This window comes from Pseudomonas sp. GW822-FHT03F04, assembly GCF_058801405.1.
The window spans coordinates 449,413-469,731 of the sequence record NZ_JBXANF010000004.1 but is presented as its reverse complement, the minus strand read 5'-3'; the positions used below and the strand labels follow the sequence as shown (position 1 = coordinate 469,731).

The following is a 20,319-nucleotide window of genomic DNA, read 5'->3' as shown; positions in this document are numbered from 1 at the left end:
CCCAAGCAAAAAATCTATGATGCATCCGGCGATTCTCTCCTCACGGTTATGAGCAGATGTCATGAAAACCGGCTGTTTAAACAGGCTTTAGTTTTGCGCGCATCGCCGCCAGAACACGGATCGGCCTGTATGGCGCTTGGCAGAACATGGATGCAGGTACGCACACGCAAGACCAGGGAAGACGCGCGGTTGTTCGTTGCGCGCAACAAACAGGGAAGGAATACAGACAATGCCAGTCAATACCGAACAGCTTACGAACCAGGCCGACTTATTGCGACGTGGCCTGGCGGATCTTCGGGCGGAAGACGCCGAACTCGCACAGATCCTCGACGCTGAAGTCACGCGTCAACACCGGACTCTCTCGCTGGTCTCCTCCTCTTGCGCAGTCAAGCCTCGCACCTTGGTGGCATCGGCGTCGGCGCTGGTCAACGTGACGGCCGAGGGCATGCCCGGCAGGCGCTATAACGCCGGGTGTGAGAACGTCACCCGGGTCGAGTCGCTGGCCATCCGAAGAGCCCGGGAGCTGTTCGACGCCCAGTACGCCAACGTGCAGTCACACTCGGCGTCGAACGCCAACTACCAGGTGCTCACCGGCCTGCTTGAGCCGGGAGATACGCTACTGGGAATGGCCGTCGAACACGGAGGTCATCTCACCCACGGCAGCACCGCCGCGTTTTCGGGCGACCACTACAAGGCGATCCAGTACGGCACGACCGCCGACGGCCTGATCGATTACGACAACGTACGCCGACTGGCCCTCGACCACCGCCCGCGCATCATCATGTGCTGCGCCACCGCCTATTCACAGGTTGTGGACTTCGAACGATTCCGTGAGATTGCCGATGAGGCCGGAGCGATACTGCTCGCTGATATTTCGCACATCGCCGGACTGGTTGCCACCGGGCGACATCCGAGCCCGATCAACGTTGCACACGTCACCACGACCTGCACGCACAAGCAACTCATGGGCCCCCGCGGCGGCCTGATCCTTTCCGGCCGGGACGCGAACACCAAGGTACCCGGCCTGAGGACGACCTTCAGTCGTGCCCTTGATCAAGCCGTGTTTCCCGGAATGCAGGGCGCGCCGGCCGTCAACATGATCGCGGCCAAGGCGGCGGCACTGGGCTATGCCAGGTCGGCAGAGTTCGACGCCTACATGGCGCGGATCCGGAGCACGGCCGATGAACTCGCCAGTGCGTTTCAAGCACATGACTACGAGGTCGTGGGCGGGCGCAGTGAGAACCACGCGATTCTGCTTCGGTTGCGCAGCGGTATCACCGGCGCCATTGCGGAGTCAGTGCTGGAGCACTGCGGGATCATCGTCAACAAACACCGCGTCCCCGGCGAGACCCGATCATCCCTCGTGACCAGTGGGCTGCGCATCGGCACCGGCTCCATCGCGCAACGCCACATCGACGCCCGGGGATGCCGGCAGATTGTCGATCTGATGTGCCGGATTCTGGACAACGTGACGCCGCTCGGCGAGCAGGACTACACGCTGGAGCCCACGCTGAGGGAGCAATTCCGCCTACAGACCGAAGCGCTGTGCACGCTGTATCCCATCGCTGACTACGCATAGCAGCTGGAGTGGCTCGTAACTCGGAAAAGCCTCCAGAATCTGCAAACACAAAAAACCCGGCACTTGGCCGGGTTTGTTGTTTCTGCAGAGTCGCTTATTTGGAAGCGCCTGCTGCAGACAGCGCTTGCTGCGCACCACGCTTGTTCTTGATCACGTAGCAGACCCACATGAACACGACCCACACCGGAATCGCATACACCGAGATCTGGATGCCCGGGATCAGCAACATCACACCCAGAATGAACGCGACGAACGCCAGGCAGATGTAGTTGCCGTACGGATACCACAGCGCCTTGAACAGCGGCTTCTGGTTGGTCTTGTTCATGTGCTGGCGGAACTTGAAGTGCGAGAAGCTGATCATCGCCCAGTTGATCACCAGCGTTGCAACTACCAGCGACATCAGCAGTTCCAGCGCGTGTTGCGGGATCAGGTAGTTGAGCAACACGGCCACCAGCGTTACCGCCGCCGACGCCAGGATCGAACGTACCGGCACGCCACGCTTGTCGATCTTCGCCAGGCCTTTCGGCGCATCGCCCTGCTCAGCCATGCCCAGCAACATGCGGCTGTTGCAGTAGGTGCCGCTGTTGTACACCGACAGCGCGGCGGTCAACACCACGAAGTTGAGGATGTGCGCGGCGGTGCTGCTGCCGAGCATCGAGAACACTTGCACGAACGGGCTGCCGCTGTAGGAGTCGCCCGACGCATTGAGGGTTTCCAGCAGGCTGTCCCATGGGGTCAGCGACAGCAGGATCACCAGTGCGCCGATGTAGAAAATCAGGATCCGGTAGATCACCTGATTGATCGCTTTCGGGATCACGGTTTTCGGCTTGTCGGCTTCGGCGGCGGTGAAACCGAGCATTTCCAGGCCGCCGAAGGAGAACATGATGATCGCCATGGCCATCACCAGACCGCTGACGCCGTTCGGGAAGAAGCCGCCGTGGGACCACAGGTTGCTGACCGAAGCCTGCGGGCCGCCATGGCCGCTGACCAGCAGATAGCTGCCCAGGGCAATCATGCCGACGATCGCCACGACCTTGATGATCGCGAACCAGAATTCGGCCTCACCGAAGACTTTGACGTTGGCCAGGTTGATCGCGTTGATCAGCACGAAGAACGCGGCGGCGGTGACCCAGCTCGGGATCTCCGGCGCCCAGTAGTGGATGTACTTGCCGACCGCAGTCAGCTCCGACATGCCCACCAGGATGTACAGGATCCAGCAGTTCCAGCCCGACAGAAAACCGGCGAAGCCGCCCCAGTACTTGTGCGCAAAGTGGCTGAAGGAGCCGGCCACCGGCTCTTCGACGATCATCTCGCCGAGCTGGCGCATGATCATGAAAGCGATGAAGCCGCAGATGGCATAGCCGAGGATCATCGACGGGCCGGCGGATTTCAGCACCCCGGCCGAGCCGAGGAACAATCCGGTACCGATCGCGCCACCAAGGGCGATCAGTTGAATATGGCGATTTTTCAGGCCGCGTTTCAGCTCGCCTGATTGCGAGTTTTGTCCACTCATGAAAAAGGTCTCACGCAAGGTTTGATGATGTTCAGTAGACGTTGCTGCAAGGTTGCGATTTCAACCAACCTTGATCAAACCCCAGCGCAGGCACCAGGAATTCAGCTTTTTTACAACGGTCATGCGTCACCTGTTTGTTTTTATCTGTGACGAAATCGAACCCGACACGCTCGTGACGCGACGGAGTGAACAAGGCGGATAGCCTTGAGGTATGCGCGATTACGCAGAGGGTCACAGTTAAAACGCGGCGCATTGTACACCGCTAACCCCCTGCTGCCAGACCCCGCTGGATCAGCGTGTCGGTTGCCGGGATTGCGTGTGTCCGCCCCGAGAGGCTCGGGCGGCTGCAAAAATTGAGTCAGGCCTTTGCAGGCCATCGGCGTGGACGATGAAAAATCCGTCCCACGTAGAGAAGTGAAAATGGATATCGGCGTTCATTGCGCCTCCTTCTTGTTATGCACCTGCACGACAGGCATGGGGCGCATCTCACCTCTCAAACGAGCCTGAAACAAGCACGCCAGAGCCCTGCGCCGGCCCATATCGACAGGGCTTCGGCAGGTTTTCCTTACAGCCTTGCAAAGGCGCACGATCCACGGGACTCCGGGGCTTTTTCCGTAAATATTTGCTGACAGCGCGTAACGTAAAGTTTCCACAGCAGACGAATCGAGAAGGGGTCCGCCCGTGGCTGTTAGCTCGCTAACTATTTGAAAGTGCTTCAGGTTTTTTGTTTTCAAATAAGAAAAAACCGCTGAAAAAAAGAAATAAAAAATCCAAAAAAAAACGCCAACCCGAAGGTTGGCGTTTTTTCATTCAGCGCTGAAAACGATCATTCAGGCTTCTTGCGACCGAAACCCGGACGCTGGCCGGAACCGGCCGGTGCGCCACGGCGCTTGCCCGACGGCTTGTCATCATCAGCCAGTTTGATGCCTGGACGCTTCGGCGCCGGCTTGGCCGGGCGCTTGGTGTCGGCTGGACGATCCGCCACCGGCGTACCGCGACCGGCCGGAGCACCCCGCTCGCCACGCTCGGTACGGCCATTGGCCGGACGCGGAGCGCGCTCGCCGTCACGTGCTGCAGGCTTGCGACCTGGACGCTCGCCTTCGATCTGTGGCTCACGCACTTGACGCGGGCCGGCAGCCGCCGGTGCGCCATTGGCCGGACGCAAGGTGCGCACGCGCTCGGTACGGGCCATCGGGCGCGACGACTTGCGCTGCATGCGGTCGAGCTTGTCTTTGCTCTTGGCGTTCAGTTGCGGCATGGCCACCGGGGTCAGGCCGACTTCAGCACTCAGAATATCGACTTCGTACTGGCTCATTTCGCGCCAGCGGCCCATCGGCAGGTCGGAGTTGAGGAACACCGGACCGAAACGCACGCGCTTCAGGCGGCTGACCACCAGACCCTGGGATTCCCACAGACGACGCACTTCACGGTTGCGACCTTCCATCACCACGCAGTGATACCAGTGGTTGAAGCCTTCGCCACCCGGTGCCTGTTTGATGTCGGTGAAACGCGCCGGGCCGTCTTCCAGCACAACGCCGGCCTTCAGACGTTCAATCATCTCGTCATCGACTTCGCCGCGAACACGGACCGCGTACTCACGGTCCATCTCGTAGGACGGGTGCATCAGGCGGTTGGCCAGCTCACCGTCGGTGGTGAACATCAGCAGGCCGGTGGTGTTGATGTCGAGACGACCGATGTTGATCCAGCGCCCTTCTTTCGGACGCGGCAACTTGTCGAACACGGTCGGACGGCCTTCCGGGTCGTCACGGGTGCAGATCTCGCCATCGGGCTTGTTGTACATGATCACGCGGCGGACCGACTCGGCAGCCTCTTCACGCTTGATGACCTTGCCATCAATGGTGATTGCATCGTGCATGTCGACGCGCAGGCCGAGGGTGGCGTCTTTGCCGTTGACCTTGATCCGGCCCTGGCTGATCCACGCTTCCACGTCACGGCGCGAGCCGACGCCGATACGGGCGAGGACTTTCTGCAGTTTTTCGCCTGCTGGGCCGATTTCCTGGTCGTCTTTCTGGTTGTCACTCATCTGGGCACCTCCCGGTGTGGTCTGTTCAGCGGCTCAGGATTGAGCCCGCTGAAACGTTGAAATCTGGGTTTTCGGGCGAAGGGATCGCCGAAGGGTCGCGAATCATACGCGGATGTGTTCGTTCGCGCATCAGAGACTAGTCGATCGAGGCAAGGTTATTTCTTTTTCCGCCGACCGGTGGCACCGAGCTTGATCAGGCGCAGCGAAGCTTCGGCGAGCACCGTGCGCTTGTCGTCCTTGTCGAGTTTCTTCCAGGCCCTGATCTCGCGCTTGCTGCGACCGCAGCCAAGGCAGACGTCGTCGCTGAACTTGCAGAGGCTGATGCACGGGTCCTTGGCTGAGCTCATGCTCAATCTTCGAACTCGCGGCGCTCGGCTTCGATGGCTTCGGCCAGGGCGCGGGCTTCGGCTTCTTCTTCGCTCAGTTCTGGTTCCGGATCTGGAGCGGGCTGTTCAAGCCGGGCGACGGCGGCCAGCAGTTTCTCCCGGGCTTCGGCAACACCGAGCACATCGTCTTCCTGCTCGGGCTCAGGCTCAAATTCCGATTCAGGCTCAAAATCGTCCTCTGGCTCTACCTCAGGCTCCACATCGACTGGCGGTTCAATCAGGTCGGACTCAAACCCCGACGGCATCGACTCGCCATCCGCGACGTCACGCAGCAAATCGTCGAAGTCGGTCTTGATCCCCTCCTCCATGCTGTCCAGTTCCAGCAGCAGCGTGTGGAAACTGGTTTCCTCCTTCGGCTCTTCCGGCTCGGCGCTGGCATCGGCCAGTTCCTGCAAGCCCGGCGGCACTGGAGCGTCGTCGAAGTCGAGCACCGGATCCGGCTCGATCTCGCGCAGTTCGGCCAGCGGTGGCAACTCGTCGAGGCTCTTGAGGTTGAAGTGATCGAGAAACAGCTTGGTGGTGGCGAACATCGCCGGTTTGCCCGGCACATCGCGGTAACCAACGATGCGGATCCACTCACGCTCCATCAGCGTCTTGACGATGTTGGTGTTGACCGCCACGCCACGCACGTCTTCGATCTCGCCACGGGTGATCGGCTGGCGATAGGCAATCAACGCCATGGTTTCCAGCAGGGCCCGGGAATAACGCTGCGGGCGCTCTTCCCACAGGCGGCCGACCCATGGCGCGAACTTCTCGCGAATCTGCAGGCGATAGCCGGAGGCAACCTCCACGAGCTCGAACGCCCGCCCCTCGCAGGACTTGCCGAGCAGGGTCAGTGCCTTCTTGAAGACCGGCGGTTCCGGCCGTTCGCCTTCCTCGAACAACTCGTACAGGCGTTCAAGGGTTTGCGGCTTTCCCGAGGCCAACAGAAAGGCTTCAAGCAGGGGCGCCAGCTCGCGGGGTTCACTCAGGTTCATATCGGGACTCGTTATTCGGCTCGGGCTCGCACGTGGATCGCGGCGAACGGCTCATTCTGCACCAGCTCGACCAAGGATTCCTTGACCAGTTCAAGGATCGCCATGAAGGTCACCACCACACCGAGCCGACCTTCCTCGGCGGTGAACAGCTCGACGAACGGCACAAATCCGGCACCCTTGAGCCGTTCCAGCACGTCGCTCATGCGTTCGCGGGTGGACAGTGCCTCGCGGCTGACCTGATGGCTTTCGAACATGTCGCCACGGCGCAGCACTTCGGCCATGGACATCAATATTTCTTCCAGCGCCACGTCCGGCAACAGCTTGCGCGCCCGGGCTTCCGGGGCGTCGAGCTTGGGCACGATCACATCGCGACCGACCCGGCTCAGGCCGTCGATGCCTTCGGCAGCGGCCTTGAAGCGTTCGTATTCCTGCAGACGACGGATCAGTTCGGCGCGCGGGTCGTCCTCTTCCTCTTCGACGGTTTCGACCCGGGGCAGCAGCATCCGCGACTTGATCTCGGCCAGCATCGCCGCCATCACCAGATACTCGGCGGCCAGTTCCAGGCGCACCGACTGCATCAACTCGACATAGCCCATGTACTGGCGGGTGATTTCCGCCACCGGGATGTCGAGGATGTTGATGTTCTGTTTGCGGATCAGGTACAGCAGCAGATCGAGCGGGCCTTCGAAGGCTTCGAGGAAGACTTCCAGGGCGTCCGGCGGGATGTACAGGTCCAGCGGCATTTCCGTGACGGCCTGGCCATAGACCATGGCAAACGGCAGTTCCTGCTGGGCACCGGCCTGGGGATCAACGGTTTCCACTGCGGACATTCAGGCCTCGACCATGAACGGAGCCGGATCGCCGCAACCGACGCGGACCACTTCCGGATCGTCGCCGGTCAGGTCAATCACGGTGGAGGCCTTGATGCCGCCGAAACCGCCGTCGATGATCAGGTCCACTTGATGCTCGAGCAACTGGCGCATTTCGTACGGATCGCTCAGCGGGTCTTCATCGCCCGGCATGATCAGGGTCACGCTCATCAGCGGCTCGCCCAGTTCGGCAAGCAACGCCAAAGCGATCGGATGGCTCGGCACCCGCAGGCCGATGGTGCGCTTCTTCGGGTGCAGCAACAGCCGTGGCACTTCGCGGGTGGCATTGAGAATGAACGTGTAAGGCCCCGGCAAATGAGCCTTGAGAATACGGAAGGTGCCGGTGTCGATCTTGGCGTAATTGCCCAGTTGCGACAGGTCGCTGCAGATCAGCGCGAAGTTGTGCTTTTCGTCGAGCTGACGCAGGCGTCGAACGCGCTCGATGCCGTTCTTGTCGCCGATCTGGCAACCGATTGCGTAGGAAGAGTCCGTTGGATAGACCACCACCCCGCCTTTGCGGATGATTTCGACCGCCTGTTTGATCAGGCGCGCTTGCGGGTTTTCCGGATGGATCTGGAAAAATTGACTCACATTCTCTACCTGTTCAGACGGCGGCAATAACTGTGTCATGTTTGAACCGACACCACAGGGGTGGAAGGTCCTCCGGCACCGGCCGGTACTGGCCGATCTCGGACCAGCCACCAGGGCCATGGAAATCACTGCCGGCGCTGACCAGCAGACCGAACTCACGGGCAAGGATTGCAAGGCTGCCCACCTGTTCCGCAGGCTGATGACCGTTGACCACTTCGATCGCATGCCCGCCCGCTTGAATATAGTCGGCAATCAGCTTTCGGCGCTTGCTGCGAGTGAAATCGTAGTGCCAGGGATGCGCCAGGCTGACCCACGCCCCGGCGGCACGCAGCGTGCCGACGGTGTCTTCGAGGGTCGGCCAGTGTTGCTTGACGTCCCCCAGTTTGCCGGCGCCGAGCCATTTGCGGAACGCCTCGGCGCGATCCTTGACGAAACCTTCACGCACCATCCAGTCGGCGAAATGCGGACGGGCCGGCGCGTTGCCGCTGTCGCCCAGTTCCTGCTGGATCTGCCGTGCGCCGTCGAGCGCATTCGGCATGCCCTTGAGGGCGAGCTTGCGGCTTATTTCTTCAGACCGTAGCCAGCGGCCATCGTGCAGCTTCGCAATCGCCTCGACCAATGGCGCGGCGTTGACGTCGAAACCGTAGCCCAGCACATGAATGGTCGCGCCGCCCCAGGTGCAGGAAAGCTCGACGCCGTTGACCAGTTGCATCCCCAGTTCCGTGGCCGCGATGCGCGCCTCGGCCAGGCCTTCGAGGGTATCGTGATCGGTCAGGGCCAGGACTCGCACGCCGTTCTCGAACGCACGCGCAACCAGTGCCGCAGGCGCCAGGGCGCCATCGGAGGCCGTGCTGTGGCAGTGCAAATCAACATTCACGGGGATGTGTAACCTCAAATCAGCTGGCGCTATCGCGCGCCCATATGTTTGTTATTATGCCGCCACATCCAGCTTCTGGCTCTCACTGTGAAACAATTCATCGATTTCATCCCGCTTCTGCTGTTCTTCATCGTCTACAAACTCGATCCACGCACCGTCGACGTCGCCGGTCATGAGTTGACGGTTGGCGGCATTTACAGCGCCACCGCCGTGCTGATCATCAGCTCTCTGGTGGTCTATGGCGCGATCTTCATCAAGCAGCGCAAGCTGGAAAAGAGCCAGTGGCTGACCCTGATCGCCTGCCTCGTGTTCGGCAGCCTGACCCTGGCCTTCCACAGCGAAACCTTCCTGAAGTGGAAAGCCCCGGTGGTCAACTGGCTGTTCGCCCTGGCCTTCCTCGGCAGCCATTTCATCGGTGACCGCCTGCTGATCAAGCGCATCATGGGGCACGCAGTGACGCTGCCGGAACCGATCTGGACGCGCCTGAACATCGCCTGGATCGGCTTCTTCCTGTTTTGCGGCGCCGCCAACCTGTTCGTCGCGTTCACCTTCCAGGACTATTGGGTGGACTTCAAGGTGTTCGGCAGCCTGGGCCTGACCGTGCTGTTCCTGGTCGCTCAGGGCATCTACCTGTCCCGTCACCTGCACGACGCCGATACCACAACGCCAAAAACCGAGGACTGACATGCTCTACGCAATCATTGCCACCGACGTCGCCAACTCCCTGGACGCGCGCCTCGCCGCCCGCCCGGCCCACCTTGAACGCCTGCAAGTGCTCAAGGGCGAAGGCCGCATCGTCCTGGCCGGCCCGCACCCGGCCGTCGACAGCAATGATCCGGGCGCTGCGGGTTTCACCGGCAGCCTGATCGTCGCCGAATTCGACTCCCTGAGCGCTGCGCAAGCCTGGGCCGATGCCGATCCGTACATCGCCGCCGGTGTCTACGCCAATGTTGTCGTGAAGCCGTTCAAGCAAGTCCTGCCGTAACTTTCCCCCGACCGTGTCCCCACGCGATGAACCTTGTCGGTTCATCGTGTTCTCAATCGCTCATTATTCTCGTTTGCCGGCCGACAACCTGCCCAATATCCATTTGGTAACAGGAGTCGCGATGCGCAAGGGTCCGTTGTGTCTGATGTTGGTCACGTTGTCGATCGTGGCGCCCGCCCATGGTGTAGAAACCACCGAAAGCGGCAACTCCACGCCGCTTTCGTTGAGCGCCGGCAGCCAGATCACCGAGTTGCAGCAGCGCCTGAAGGCCAGCGAGCAGCAACGGGAAGAACTGAGCAAACAACTGCAAGATGCCGACAACACCCGCGAAAGCGCCCAGCTTGCCCGGTTGCGCCAAGAGAACCAGCGCCTGAAGCTGCAACTCAAGGAAGCCCAGGCCAGCCCGCTGCCGCGCCTGCTGACCGAACAGCAGCAATGGTTCGTCACCGGTGCCGGGGTAGCGCTATTGGCCCTGCTCTGCGGTATCTTTGCCAGTGGTGCAAGTCGAAAACGTCGACAATGGCTAAATTGAGTGAGTCATGAGCGAGCTGTTACTGATTGATGATGACGAGGAGCTGTGTGAGCTCCTGAGCAGTTGGCTGAGCCAGGAAGGCTTTCAGGTCCGTGCGTGTCACGACGGCCAGAGCGCCCGCAAGGCACTGGCCGAGACCGCGCCTGCCGCCGTGGTGCTGGACGTGATGCTGCCTGACGGCAGCGGTCTGGAACTGCTCAAGCAACTGCGCAACGACCACCCCGACCTGCCGGTGCTGATGCTCTCGGCTCGCGGCGAGCCGCTGGATCGCATCCTCGGCCTGGAACTGGGTGCCGACGATTACCTGGCCAAACCGTGCGACCCGCGCGAGCTCACCGCGCGCCTGCGCGCTGTGCTGCGCCGCAGTCACCCGGCCGCCGTCTCGACCCAACTTGAGTTGGGTGATTTGAGTTTCAGCCCGGTGCGTGGCGTGGTCAGCATCGACGAGAAGGAATTCACCCTCACCGTTTCCGAAAGCCGCCTGCTCGAAGCCCTGCTCAAGCAACCCGGCGAGCCGCTGGACAAACAGGAACTGGCGCAGATCGCCCTCGGCCGCAAGCTGACTCTGTACGACCGCAGCCTGGACATGCACGTCAGCAACCTGCGCAAGAAGATCGGCCCCCACGCCGACGGCCGCCCGCGCATCGTCGCCCTGCGCAGCCGCGGCTACTATTACAGCCTCTGAATCCCCGCACCCGGACGCTTTGTCAGTTTGATGACAAAGCGTCTTTACCCAAGCTTTACCCAGCGCTGACCGCCGCTGACCTTGATCTCCGTAATCTGGACTCATCCGGAACGTACCGGGAACGAGACAAGGAGATACACCATGCGCAAGACTCTTATCGCTCTGATGTTCGCTGCCGCTCTGCCAACCGTCGCCATGGCCGTGCCGCAGGATGGTGGCCCGATGGGTGGGCCGGACGGTGGCTGGCGCCACGGCGGTCAGATGCACGGCATGCACGGCAAAGGCCCGTACAGCCAGTTGGACCTGTCCCGTGAACAGCGCGAGCAGATCCGCAAGATCATGGGCGAACAGATGCACGAACGTAAGCAGACGGTCGAGAAATACCTGGAGAAACTCTCGCCAGCCGACCAGAAAGCCATGAAGGACGAGATGGCGGCCAACCACAAGAAAGCCGAATCCGATGTCCGCGCCGTGCTGAAGCCGGATCAACAGAAGAAATTCGACGAGATCCAGAAGAAACAGGCCGAGCGTCGCGCCGAATGGGCTGAATTCAAGGCCTGGAAAGCGCAACAGCCGCAAAAGGCGCAATAATGTTCTAGCGTCACGCCCCAACCCAACGGCTCACCGCCGTTGGGTTTTCTTTGTTTGAGGACTTTCCGTGCGTTCATTGTTCTGGCGTATTCTCGCGAGCTTCTGGCTGGCCATCGCTCTGGTTGCAGGGCTTTCCATTCTGCTGGGGCACATGCTCAACCAGGACGCATGGATCCTCAGCCGCCATCCGGGCCTGAACACCCTGGCCGCCGACTGGACGCAGACCTACGAAACCCAAGGCGAAGACGCCGCCCAGGACATCCTCGAACAACGCAAACGCCAATATCACATCGACGTGCAAGTGCTGAACGAAAGCGGCGACCCGGTGGTGCGCGGCACCTTCCCCCGTCGCGCGGCCGCCTTCGAAGCACGGCAGAACAACGACGACCGACGCCTGCCATGGCGACGGCTGACCGATGAATTCACCAGCGAAAAAAGCGGCGACACCTACCTCTTTATCTACCGCATCCCGCACCCGGAACTCGATGCCTGGCACCGCGAAAGCCTGCTCTGGCCATTGAGTGCGCTGGGTATCGCATTGGTGGTGCTGACCCTGTTCAGCCTGCTGGTGACCTTCTCCATCACCCGTCCGCTCAGCCGTTTGCGCGGCGCGGTGCACGATCTGGGGCAGACCACCTATCAGCAGAACAGCCTGGCGAAACTGGCCAACCGTCGCGATGAGTTCGGCGTGCTCGCCAACGATTTCAACCGCATGGGCGCACGCCTGCAAAGCCTGATCGGCAGTCAGCGCCAGTTGCTGCGCGACGTGTCCCACGAGCTGCGCTCACCGCTGGCGCGTCTGCGCATCGCACTGGCACTGGCTGAACGGGCGAGCCCGGAAGAACGGGAAAAACTCTGGCCACGCCTGACCCGCGAGTGCGATCGGCTGGAAGCGTTGATCAGTGAAATCCTGGTGCTGGCGCGGGTCGACGCCGACAACGCCAGTGCCGAAGCCGTGGACCTGAATGCTCTGCTGGGCTCTCTGCAAAAGGACGCACAACTCGGCTCGCCCGAGCAGACCGTCCGCCTGGAGGCCGAACCGCAGCTCAACATGACGGGGTGGCCGACCATGATCGAGCGCGCCGTGGACAACCTGCTGCGCAATGCCCAGCGCTTCAACCCGGTGGGGCAGTCGATCGAAATGCAGGCTTCACGTCAGGGCGAGCGGATCGTGGTCAGCGTGCGCGACCACGGGCCGGGGGTGCAAGCCGAACATTTGAATCAGTTGGGCGAACCGTTTTATCGGGCACCGGGGCAGACTGCGGCCGGGCATGGCCTGGGCCTGGCGATCGCCCGGAGAGCGGCGGAACGCCATGGCGGGACGCTGGTGCTGGCCAATCACCCGCAGGGCGGGTTTGTGGCCAGTCTTGAATTGCCGCTGGAACCGGGGGCCGTTGTACAGCCCTGATGATCCTCAGTGTCAGGCCTTACCCGGCCAGGCACTGACAAACTCCGCCAGATCAACCTTCTCGGCCACTCGCGGTTCTTTCTGCGGGGTGCCGAGGTACAGGAACGCAATCACCTCTTCGCCATCCGTCAGCCCCAAACCCTTGGCGACATGCTTCGAGTACGCCAGATCACCCGTACGCCACACCGCACCAATCCCCTGCGCGTAGGCCGCCAGCAGAATCCCGTGCGCCGCACAGCCCGCCGCCAGCAACTGCTCGGCCTTCGGGTATTTGACGTGATCCTGCAATTTGGCGATGACCACGACCACCAGTGGCGCCCGCAGCGGGCCGTTGCGCGCCTTGTCGATCATCGCTTCGGTGACTTCGCCTTCCTGCATCTGCGCCGCTTCGGCCAGCAACTCGCCCATCTGCTCACGCGCCGCGCCTTCGACGGTCAGGAAGCGATACGGCTGCAAATGCCCGTGATCCGGTGCACGGGTCGCGGCGGCAAACAGCACTTCGCGCTGTTCGGCGGTGGGGGCCGGATCGATCAGTCGTGGAACGGAAACACGGTTGAGCAAAGCGTCGAGAGCCTGCATCGGCCACCTCCTGAAAAAAATGTCCGGCTATTCTAGCTGCAAGTGATCCGGCCGCGTCGGTTTACATGCCTTGCCCCGCAGGTAGAATGGCGCCTTTCCCACATCAGCCCGAGCGGACTTCATGGCGTTGCCGACCTTACGGATCATTGGTTTCATCATCGGCATCTTCCTGATCACCCTGGCCATCGCCATGGTCGTGCCCATGGCCACCCTGGTGATTTTCGACCGCACCGGCGATCTGCCGTCGTTCCTCTGGGCGAGCATGATCACCTTCCTCGCCGGCCTTGCGCTGGTAATTCCCGGGCGCCCGGAACACATTCACCTGCGTCCCCGCGACATGTACCTGCTGACCGTCACCAGTTGGCTAGTGGTGTGCATCTTCGCCGCGCTGCCGTTTTTGCTGACCCAGCACATCAGCTACACCGACTCGTTCTTCGAAAGCATGTCCGGCATCACCGCCACCGGTTCGACCGTATTGAGCGGGCTGGACACCATGTCCCCGGGCATCCTGATGTGGCGTTCGCTGCTGCACTGGCTCGGCGGCATCGGCTTCATCGGCATGGCGGTGGCGATTCTGCCGCTGCTGCGCATCGGCGGCATGCGCCTGTTCCAGACCGAATCCTCGGACCGCTCGGAAAAGGTCATGCCCCGCTCGCACATGGTGGCGCGGCTGATCGTGGCGGCTTACGTGGGCATCACCATTCTCGGCAGTCTGGCGTTCTGGTGGGCGGGCATGAGCCCGTTCGATGCGATCAACCACGCGATGTCGGCGATCTCCACCGGCGGTTTCTCGACCTCCGACCAATCCCTGGCCAAGTGGACGCAACCAGCGGTGCACTGGGTGGCAGTGGTGGTGATGATCCTCGGCAGCCTGCCGTTCACCCTGTACGTGGCGACGCTGCGCGGCAACCGTCGGGCGCTGATCAAGGATCAGCAGGTGCAGGGTTTGCTCGGCATGTTGCTGGTGACCTGGCTGGTGCTCGGCACGTGGTACTGGTGGACCACCAACCTGCATTGGCTGGACGCCCTTCGCCATGTGGCGCTGAACGTGACGTCAGTGGTCACCACCACCGGATTCGCATTGGGGGATTACAGCCTGTGGGGCAATTTCTCGCTGATGCTGTTCTTCTACCTGGGCTTCGTCGGTGGCTGCTCCGGCTCGACGGCGGGCGGGATCAAGATCTTCCGTTTCCAGGTCGCCTACATCCTGCTGAAAGCCAACCTTAACCAACTGATTCACCCACGGGCGGTGATCAAGCAGAAGTACAACGGACATCGCCTCGACGAGGAAATCGTCCGGTCGATCCTGACGTTCTCGTTCTTCTTCGCCATCACCATCTGCGTGATCGCCCTGCTGCTGTCGCTGCTGGGCGTGGACTGGATGACCGCGTTGACCGGCGCCGCCAGCACCGTGTCCGGCGTCGGCCCGGGGCTGGGCGAAACCATCGGCCCGGCCGGCAACTTCGCCAGCCTGCCGGATGCGGCCAAGTGGATTCTGTCGTTCGGCATGCTGCTCGGCCGACTGGAGATCATTACGGTGTTTGTGCTGTGTATTCCGGCGTTCTGGCGTCACTGATCGCGTTTGGCGCCTCCAGCAACCGCGCCCGGTAATCGCCGGGCGTGGTGTCGAACCAGCGGCGGAAGGCACGGAAGAAATTGCTCGGATCGGCAAACCCCAGCAGATAGGCAATCTCCAGCAAGGTCATGCTCGGCTGCGCCAGGTATTGCTCGGCGAGTTCTCGGCGCGTGTCGTCGAGCAACTGCTGAAAACTGGTGCCCTCCTCCTGCAAACGCCGTTGCAAGGTGCGCTGCGACAAGTGCAGGGTCTGCGCCACCGTATCGCGCTTGGGCTCGCCCTGAGGCAACAGACGGCACAACACCTGGCGCGCTTTGTGGGTCACGCGGCTTTCGGAAAACCGCGCCAGATATTCCCCGGCAAACCGGTCGTGCAGCAGCGCCATCGCCTCGTTGGCGGTGGGCAGCGGCGCCTCCATGTCGGCGCGTTCGAAGATCAGCGCGTCATACGGCGCGTTGAACACCAGCGGAGCATGGAAGGCTTGTTTGTAGGGTTGAAGATCATCGGGTTCGTCGCCCTGCACCAGCACTTTGCGCGGGTGCAGCGTGCGCCCGGTCAGCCAGCCGCACAGCGCCAGCGCGCAGGCCAGCGAGGCTTCGGCACTTTGCCGGGTCGGCGGCAGATGATCGCCGTGCACCGTCAGAATCAGCGCATAACCTTCGTCGAGCAGGCGAAAACTCAAGTCGGCACTTTCGGCAATGATCCGCTGATAACGCACCAGTCGCTGAAAGCCTTCGGCCAGGGTGTTGCTGGACATCAGCGCGTAGCCCGCCACATGGAACGACGCCGGTCGCACCACCTTGCCCATGTTCAGACCGATGGCGGGATTGCCGGACAGCTCGACCGCCCGTTGCCAGAGTCGGGTCATGGAATCCTGCGGGAAGCGTGCGTCCGGATCCTCCAGCGCCGCGTAGTCGAGCCCCAGCTGTTTGAACAGAACCCGGCAATCCAGGCCGTCCATTTCCAGTGCTTTGACAATCCCCATCGCCCAGCTTGCAGATGTCGTTCGTTCGCTCATGGCGTTTTTTCTTGGATGACATGGTGAGCCGCATACTACGGCCGATTTCCCAAGGATAGTAAAGTGGCGCCGATTGTCACTGGCCGACGCCAATGATCACTCTAGACTCAAATAAGCTACCCACCGAACAACTTGCAATCAGAACAATAACCACAGAGATCGCGGTCGTGGAAACCATCAAGCCTTTCAACAGCTTCGCCGAGTTCTATCCGTATTACCTCAGCGAACACAGCAACAGCACCTGCCGTCGCCTGCATTTCATCGGGACGACGCTGGTGATCTTCATTCTCGCGATGACCATCGCCAAGGGCGCCTGGCTGCTGTTGCTGGCCCTGCCGCTGGCCGGCTACAGCTTCGCCTGGGTCGGCCATTTCTTTTTCGAGAAGAACCGGCCGGCGACATTCCAGCATCCGCTCTACAGCCTGCTGGGGGATTTCGTCATGTACCGCGACATGATCCTGGGCCGCGTGGCGTTCTAGAAACCCTGACCAAGAGGATTGCCGATGAATGCCAATGCCCGTTTCACCCATATGAAGGACGGCACGCAGGAAGACTGGGCGATCATCGCGGCGGACTTCAGCGCCTACGCCCGTCAACTGCCGGGCCGGATCATGGCGCACCTGAAATTGCTCGAAGGTGATTTCGGCGGGTTTCCGGTGGATCGCCTGACCCACTCGCTGCAAACCGCCACCCGCGCCTGGCGCGATGGGCGTGACGAGGAATACGTGGTCTGCGCCCTGCTCCACGACATCGGCGACACGCTGGGCTCCTACAATCACCCGGACATCGCCGCCGCCATTCTCAAGCCGTTCGTCAGCGCCGAGAACCTGTGGATGGTGGAAAAGCACGGGATCTTCCAGGGCTACTACTTCTTCCATCACCTGGGCATGGATCGGCACCTGCGCGAGCAGTTCAGCGGTCATCCGCAGTATCAGGCGACCGCGGAATTCTGCGCGAAATACGACGCGGCGGCATTCGACCCGGATTACGACACACTGCCGCTGAGCTTCTTCGAACCGATGATGGAGCGCCTGTTCGCCCGGCCGAAGAACTCCATCTACAAGGCCGCGATGGAAGAACACGCCCCGGCCTGAGCTGATTTGAAAACTCAGGCCAACTCGGCAACCTTGGCCGCTTTCAGTTCGGCCTCCCGCGCCTGCGCATCCGCCAGGCGATACAGCTCGATCGTGCCGTCCCAGTGTTCGATCAGCGCCGTGCACGACTCCACCCAGTCACCGCAATTGAGGTAATCCACCTCGCCGACCTTGCGGATCTCGGCATGGTGAATGTGCCCGCAGACCACGCCGTGCAATTCGCGCTTCACGCACTCGTGAGCGATGGCTTCTTCGAAGTCGCTGATGAAGCTCACTGCGGTCTTCACCTTGTGCTTGAGATAGGCCGACAGCGACCAATAGCCGTAACCGTATTTCGCCCGCCAGTGATTGAGCCAGCGATTGAGGGTCAGGGTGAATTCGTAGGCCGAATCGCCAAGGAACGCCAGCCAGCGGTGATAACGGGTGATCACGTCGAACTGGTCGCCGTGGATCACCAGCAAATGCCGGCCATCGGCCGTGACGTGCACCGCTTCGTCGACCAACTGGATGTTGCCCAGGATCAGTTTCGAATAGCGACGCAGGAATTCGTCATGGTTGCCGGTGACGTAGATCACCTCGGTGCCGCGCTTGCTCATGGTCAGCAAGCGGCGGATCACGTTGGTGTGCGCCTGGGGCCAGTACATGCCGCCGCGCAGTTTCCAGCCGTCGATGATGTCACCGACCAGGTAGATCTTGTCGGCGTGATAGCCCTTGAGAAATTGCGACAGATGCTCGGCCTGGCAATCCCGCGTGCCCAGATGCACGTCGGAAATCCACAAGGTGCGAACCCTTTGTTTACGGCTGGGTCTGGCGAGCTCGGCGCTGGTCATGGGCAACCCTCTGCGATGTTTTCGCCACTGTGCGCGAGCCCGGTTAATCGACCATGACAGGCGTGCGTCAGTCTTGTGACAAACGCGTCGCCCCTGCGCCGGTGTAGACTGGCAGCTCGCCCGGAGACCGCCATGCCACCGATCCTGACCCTGCGCCATTACACCCACGACCTGATCGTCCACAGTCACGACCACGCGCAACTGGTGTTCGGCCTGTCGGGTGCACTGGATTTCGAGGTCGAAGGGCATGGCAGCCAGGTATTGCAGCAGAGCTTCGTGGTGATTCCCTCCGGCGCGCATCACGCGTGCGGCAGCCCCAAGGGCAGCCGTTGTCTGGTGCTGGACGTGCCGGACGATCAATGGTTGTCACGCTCACTGGGCGATCACGCCGACGCCAGCCGCCGCCTGCTGGACAACGCCGCGCGGCTGTCGCTGGATGCCGGCCAGGGCCAACTGGTCAATTGGCTGGCGAACAGCCCGGTGGACGATCCGCTGATTGCGCAACAGGGTGCGGTGCTGTTGCTGGCGAGCCTGAATCACGCGCAACCTGCCGAGGTCTGCGCCCGTCGCCTGCCCTACGCGGCCCTCGATGCGCACATCGAGCAGTACGCGGCCTACCCGCTGCAGGTCGCGGATCTGGCGCGTGTCGCCGGACTATCCAGCGCCCGATTGCATGCGCGGTTCGTCGCCGAATGCGGGCAGACACCCATGGATTACATTCGCAGTCGACGGCTGCATAAGGCCGTCACGCTGTTGCGGGAAACCACGCTAGCCATCGGGGAAGTGGCCAGCCGTGTAGGTTATGGATCGCAAAGTGCGTTCTCGGCCGCCGTCCTGCGTGAATTCGGTACCTCTCCTACACAATTGCGACGCGAGGCTGACGACAAAAGTCGATAGTCTGCCGACAGACTTTTCGGCCGCTACACGCTTCAATGTGTGCCTGAAATGGTGTTTGAAAAAAGGACTGCAATGACTCCCCGCACTGCCCTCGGCGCCCTGCATATCGGCGCATTGATGTTCGGCCTGACCGGCGTCTTCGGCAAACTCGCCGCCGCAACGCCGGCGGTCATCGTCTTTGGACGGGCCGCCTTTGCCGTTCTTGCGCTGGCGTTCTTTGCCCGTTTCGCCAGCCAGCACGGCTGGCAAAAACTGCAAGCCGTGGACTGGCGACGACTGGCCCTGAGCGGTGTGCTGCTGGCCGGTCACTGGGTGAGCTTCTTCATTGCCGTGAAGGTGGCCGGCGTCGCGGTGGCCACCCTGGGTTTCGCCAGTTTCCCGGCCTTCACGGTCATCCTCGAAGGGTTGATCTTCCGCGAACGCATCCGTGCCAACGAAATCATTCTGGTGGCGCTGGTCAGTGTCGGCCTGGTGCTGGTGACCCCGGCGTTCGACCTGGCCAGCGGCGCCACCACCGGGCTGCTCTGGGCGATTCTTTCCGGCCTGCTGTTTTCACTGTTGTCGCTGACCAACCGTGCCAGTTCCGGGCGCATCCCGGCAGTGCAGGCAGCGCTGTGTCAGAACGTGGTGGTAGTGCTGTGTCTGCTGCCGGTGGCGGCGCCGCAACTGAGTGAAGTGCGCGCCATCGACTGGCTGTGGATCGCCCTGCTCGGTGTGTTCTGTACCGGCGTCGCCCACAGCCTGTTCGTCGCCAGTCTCGCCGTGATCAAGGCGCGAACTGCGGCGGTGGTGTTCGCCATGGAGCCGGTTTACGGCATTACCGTCGCGTGGCTGCTGTTCGATGAAAACCCGACCCTGCGGATGCTGCTCGGCGGCGCGCTGATCATCGTCGCCATCGTTGTGTCGAGCCAGATGTCAGGCAGCTCCAGCAAAAAAACGGTGGAGGCCGAGGCTGCATCTCACTGAATGCGGTCGTTGTGGCCGAGGTCGCGCTCAGGGTCGATCTGATCGCGGACTCGCTGCTTGAGCACCTTGGCCTCGGGGAAACCACCGTCGGCCTTGCGCTCCCAGATCTGCACGCCGTCGCAGCTGATGTGAAAGATCCCGCCGGTACCCGGCACCAGTGACACTTTGCCAAGGTCGTCGCCAAAGGTACTGAGCAACTCCTGCGCCAGCCACGCCGCGCGCAGCAGCCACTGGCACTGCGTGCAATAAGTGATGACGATTTCCGGTTTTGTGGCGGTCATGATCGTTGAAACTCCTGAGCCAGAGGGCGCCGCTATAATAG

23 protein-coding genes are annotated in these 20,319 nt (G+C 61.7%); 12 read left to right on the top strand and 11 right to left on the bottom strand.

The genetic code is table 11. The features are described 5' to 3' along the window. Positions 1 to 229 precede the first annotated feature (229 nt). Complete coding sequence (gene glyA, locus AC1RMX_RS11820) at positions 230 to 1,579, top strand: serine hydroxymethyltransferase (protein ID WP_493071983.1); 1,350 nt, start codon at positions 230 to 232, stop codon at positions 1,577 to 1,579. Between the two features lie 94 nt (positions 1,580 to 1,673). Here glyA and AC1RMX_RS11815 read toward each other — a convergent pair whose 3' ends face one another. The 7 genes from AC1RMX_RS11815 to AC1RMX_RS11785 all read right to left on the bottom strand — a co-directional run bounded on the left by AC1RMX_RS11815 (position 1,674) and on the right by AC1RMX_RS11785 (position 8,836). Continuing rightward, positions 1,674 to 3,092, bottom strand: coding sequence for an amino acid permease (locus AC1RMX_RS11815; protein WP_096822220.1), 1,419 nt, complete (start codon positions 3,090 to 3,092; stop codon positions 1,674 to 1,676). Between the two features lie 826 nt (positions 3,093 to 3,918). Further along, positions 3,919 to 5,136, bottom strand: a complete 1,218-nt coding sequence (rluB, locus tag AC1RMX_RS11810; RefSeq protein WP_096822221.1) for a 23S rRNA pseudouridine(2605) synthase RluB — start codon at positions 5,134 to 5,136, stop codon at positions 3,919 to 3,921. A 155-nt stretch (positions 5,137 to 5,291) separates the two neighbouring features. Next, positions 5,292 to 5,483, bottom strand: coding sequence for a DUF1289 domain-containing protein (locus tag AC1RMX_RS11805; protein ID WP_102620320.1), 192 nt, complete (start codon positions 5,481 to 5,483; stop codon positions 5,292 to 5,294). A 2-nt stretch (positions 5,484 to 5,485) separates the two neighbouring features. After that, positions 5,486 to 6,499, bottom strand: coding sequence for an SMC-Scp complex subunit ScpB (scpB, locus tag AC1RMX_RS11800; protein ID WP_096822222.1), 1,014 nt, complete (start codon positions 6,497 to 6,499; stop codon positions 5,486 to 5,488). An 11-nt stretch (positions 6,500 to 6,510) separates the two neighbouring features. Next, positions 6,511 to 7,329: a segregation and condensation protein A gene (locus AC1RMX_RS11795; RefSeq protein WP_493071978.1), complete on the bottom strand. Its 819-nt coding sequence runs from the start codon at positions 7,327 to 7,329 to the stop codon at positions 6,511 to 6,513. Continuing rightward, complete coding sequence (locus AC1RMX_RS11790; RefSeq protein WP_096822250.1) at positions 7,330 to 7,959, bottom strand: L-threonylcarbamoyladenylate synthase; 630 nt, start codon at positions 7,957 to 7,959, stop codon at positions 7,330 to 7,332. Between the two features lie 13 nt (positions 7,960 to 7,972). Then, positions 7,973 to 8,836: a PHP domain-containing protein gene (locus AC1RMX_RS11785; RefSeq protein WP_096822224.1), complete on the bottom strand. Its 864-nt coding sequence runs from the start codon at positions 8,834 to 8,836 to the stop codon at positions 7,973 to 7,975. 87 nt (positions 8,837 to 8,923) lie between these two features. On the opposite strand from AC1RMX_RS11785, the gene AC1RMX_RS11780 reads away from it, so the two are divergent. From AC1RMX_RS11780 to AC1RMX_RS11755, 6 genes are all read left to right on the top strand, one after another. Next, a complete protein-coding gene (locus AC1RMX_RS11780) occupies positions 8,924 to 9,520 on the top strand; it encodes a septation protein A (RefSeq protein ID WP_493071976.1) in 597 nt (198 codons plus the stop codon). A 1-nt stretch (position 9,521) separates the two neighbouring features. Next, a complete protein-coding gene (locus tag AC1RMX_RS11775) occupies positions 9,522 to 9,821 on the top strand; it encodes a YciI family protein (RefSeq protein ID WP_096822226.1) in 300 nt (99 codons plus the stop codon). Positions 9,822 to 9,942: 121 nt separating this feature from the next. Next, the gene (locus tag AC1RMX_RS11770; RefSeq protein WP_096822227.1) at positions 9,943 to 10,353 is read left to right on the top strand and encodes an SH3 domain-containing protein; all 411 of its coding nucleotides are present in this window, start codon (positions 9,943 to 9,945) and stop codon (positions 10,351 to 10,353) included. A 7-nt stretch (positions 10,354 to 10,360) separates the two neighbouring features. Then, positions 10,361 to 11,038: a response regulator transcription factor gene (locus AC1RMX_RS11765; protein ID WP_096822228.1), complete on the top strand. Its 678-nt coding sequence runs from the start codon at positions 10,361 to 10,363 to the stop codon at positions 11,036 to 11,038. Between the two features lie 141 nt (positions 11,039 to 11,179). Next, a complete protein-coding gene (locus tag AC1RMX_RS11760) occupies positions 11,180 to 11,629 on the top strand; it encodes a Spy/CpxP family protein refolding chaperone (RefSeq protein ID WP_085733794.1) in 450 nt (149 codons plus the stop codon). A gap of 67 nt (positions 11,630 to 11,696) precedes the next feature. Next, entirely contained in the window at positions 11,697 to 13,037 is a 1,341-nt protein-coding gene (locus AC1RMX_RS11755; RefSeq protein WP_102620316.1) for a sensor histidine kinase, read from the top strand. Between the two features lie 12 nt (positions 13,038 to 13,049). On the opposite strand, the gene AC1RMX_RS11750 is transcribed toward AC1RMX_RS11755, so the two are convergent. Then, positions 13,050 to 13,616 (bottom strand): nitroreductase family protein, encoded by a 567-nt coding sequence (locus tag AC1RMX_RS11750; RefSeq protein ID WP_493071973.1) that lies wholly within the window; start codon positions 13,614 to 13,616, stop codon positions 13,050 to 13,052. A 121-nt stretch (positions 13,617 to 13,737) separates the two neighbouring features. On the opposite strand from AC1RMX_RS11750, the gene AC1RMX_RS11745 reads away from it, so the two are divergent. Then, a complete protein-coding gene (locus AC1RMX_RS11745; protein WP_096822231.1) occupies positions 13,738 to 15,192 on the top strand; it encodes a TrkH family potassium uptake protein in 1,455 nt (484 codons plus the stop codon). Here the strand turns inward: AC1RMX_RS11745 and AC1RMX_RS11740 are convergent. Next, positions 15,149 to 16,210: an AraC family transcriptional regulator gene (locus AC1RMX_RS11740; protein WP_217993314.1), complete on the bottom strand. Its 1,062-nt coding sequence runs from the start codon at positions 16,208 to 16,210 to the stop codon at positions 15,149 to 15,151. The two genes, AC1RMX_RS11745 and AC1RMX_RS11740, sit on opposite strands and share 44 nt — an antisense overlap. A gap of 167 nt (positions 16,211 to 16,377) precedes the next feature. On the opposite strand from AC1RMX_RS11740, the gene AC1RMX_RS11735 reads away from it, so the two are divergent. Then, positions 16,378 to 16,689 (top strand): Mpo1-like protein, encoded by a 312-nt coding sequence (locus AC1RMX_RS11735; protein ID WP_102620314.1) that lies wholly within the window; start codon positions 16,378 to 16,380, stop codon positions 16,687 to 16,689. Between the two features lie 24 nt (positions 16,690 to 16,713). Next, on the top strand, positions 16,714 to 17,304 hold the full coding sequence (locus AC1RMX_RS11730) for an HD domain-containing protein (protein WP_192560072.1): 591 nt from the start codon (positions 16,714 to 16,716) through the stop codon (positions 17,302 to 17,304). A 14-nt stretch (positions 17,305 to 17,318) separates the two neighbouring features. Here AC1RMX_RS11730 and AC1RMX_RS11725 read toward each other — a convergent pair whose 3' ends face one another. After that, positions 17,319 to 18,134, bottom strand: a complete 816-nt coding sequence (locus AC1RMX_RS11725) for a UDP-2,3-diacylglucosamine diphosphatase (RefSeq protein WP_007958385.1) — start codon at positions 18,132 to 18,134, stop codon at positions 17,319 to 17,321. A gap of 132 nt (positions 18,135 to 18,266) precedes the next feature. On the opposite strand from AC1RMX_RS11725, the gene AC1RMX_RS11720 reads away from it, so the two are divergent. Further along, a complete protein-coding gene (locus AC1RMX_RS11720) occupies positions 18,267 to 19,031 on the top strand; it encodes a helix-turn-helix transcriptional regulator (protein WP_096822235.1) in 765 nt (254 codons plus the stop codon). 72 nt (positions 19,032 to 19,103) lie between these two features. After that, positions 19,104 to 19,997: a DMT family transporter gene (locus AC1RMX_RS11715; protein WP_493071967.1), complete on the top strand. Its 894-nt coding sequence runs from the start codon at positions 19,104 to 19,106 to the stop codon at positions 19,995 to 19,997. Here AC1RMX_RS11715 and AC1RMX_RS11710 read toward each other — a convergent pair. Further along, positions 19,991 to 20,278, bottom strand: coding sequence for an Rdx family protein (locus AC1RMX_RS11710; protein WP_096822237.1), 288 nt, complete (start codon positions 20,276 to 20,278; stop codon positions 19,991 to 19,993). The genes AC1RMX_RS11715 and AC1RMX_RS11710 overlap by 7 nt on opposite strands. Positions 20,279 to 20,319 lie beyond the last annotated feature (41 nt).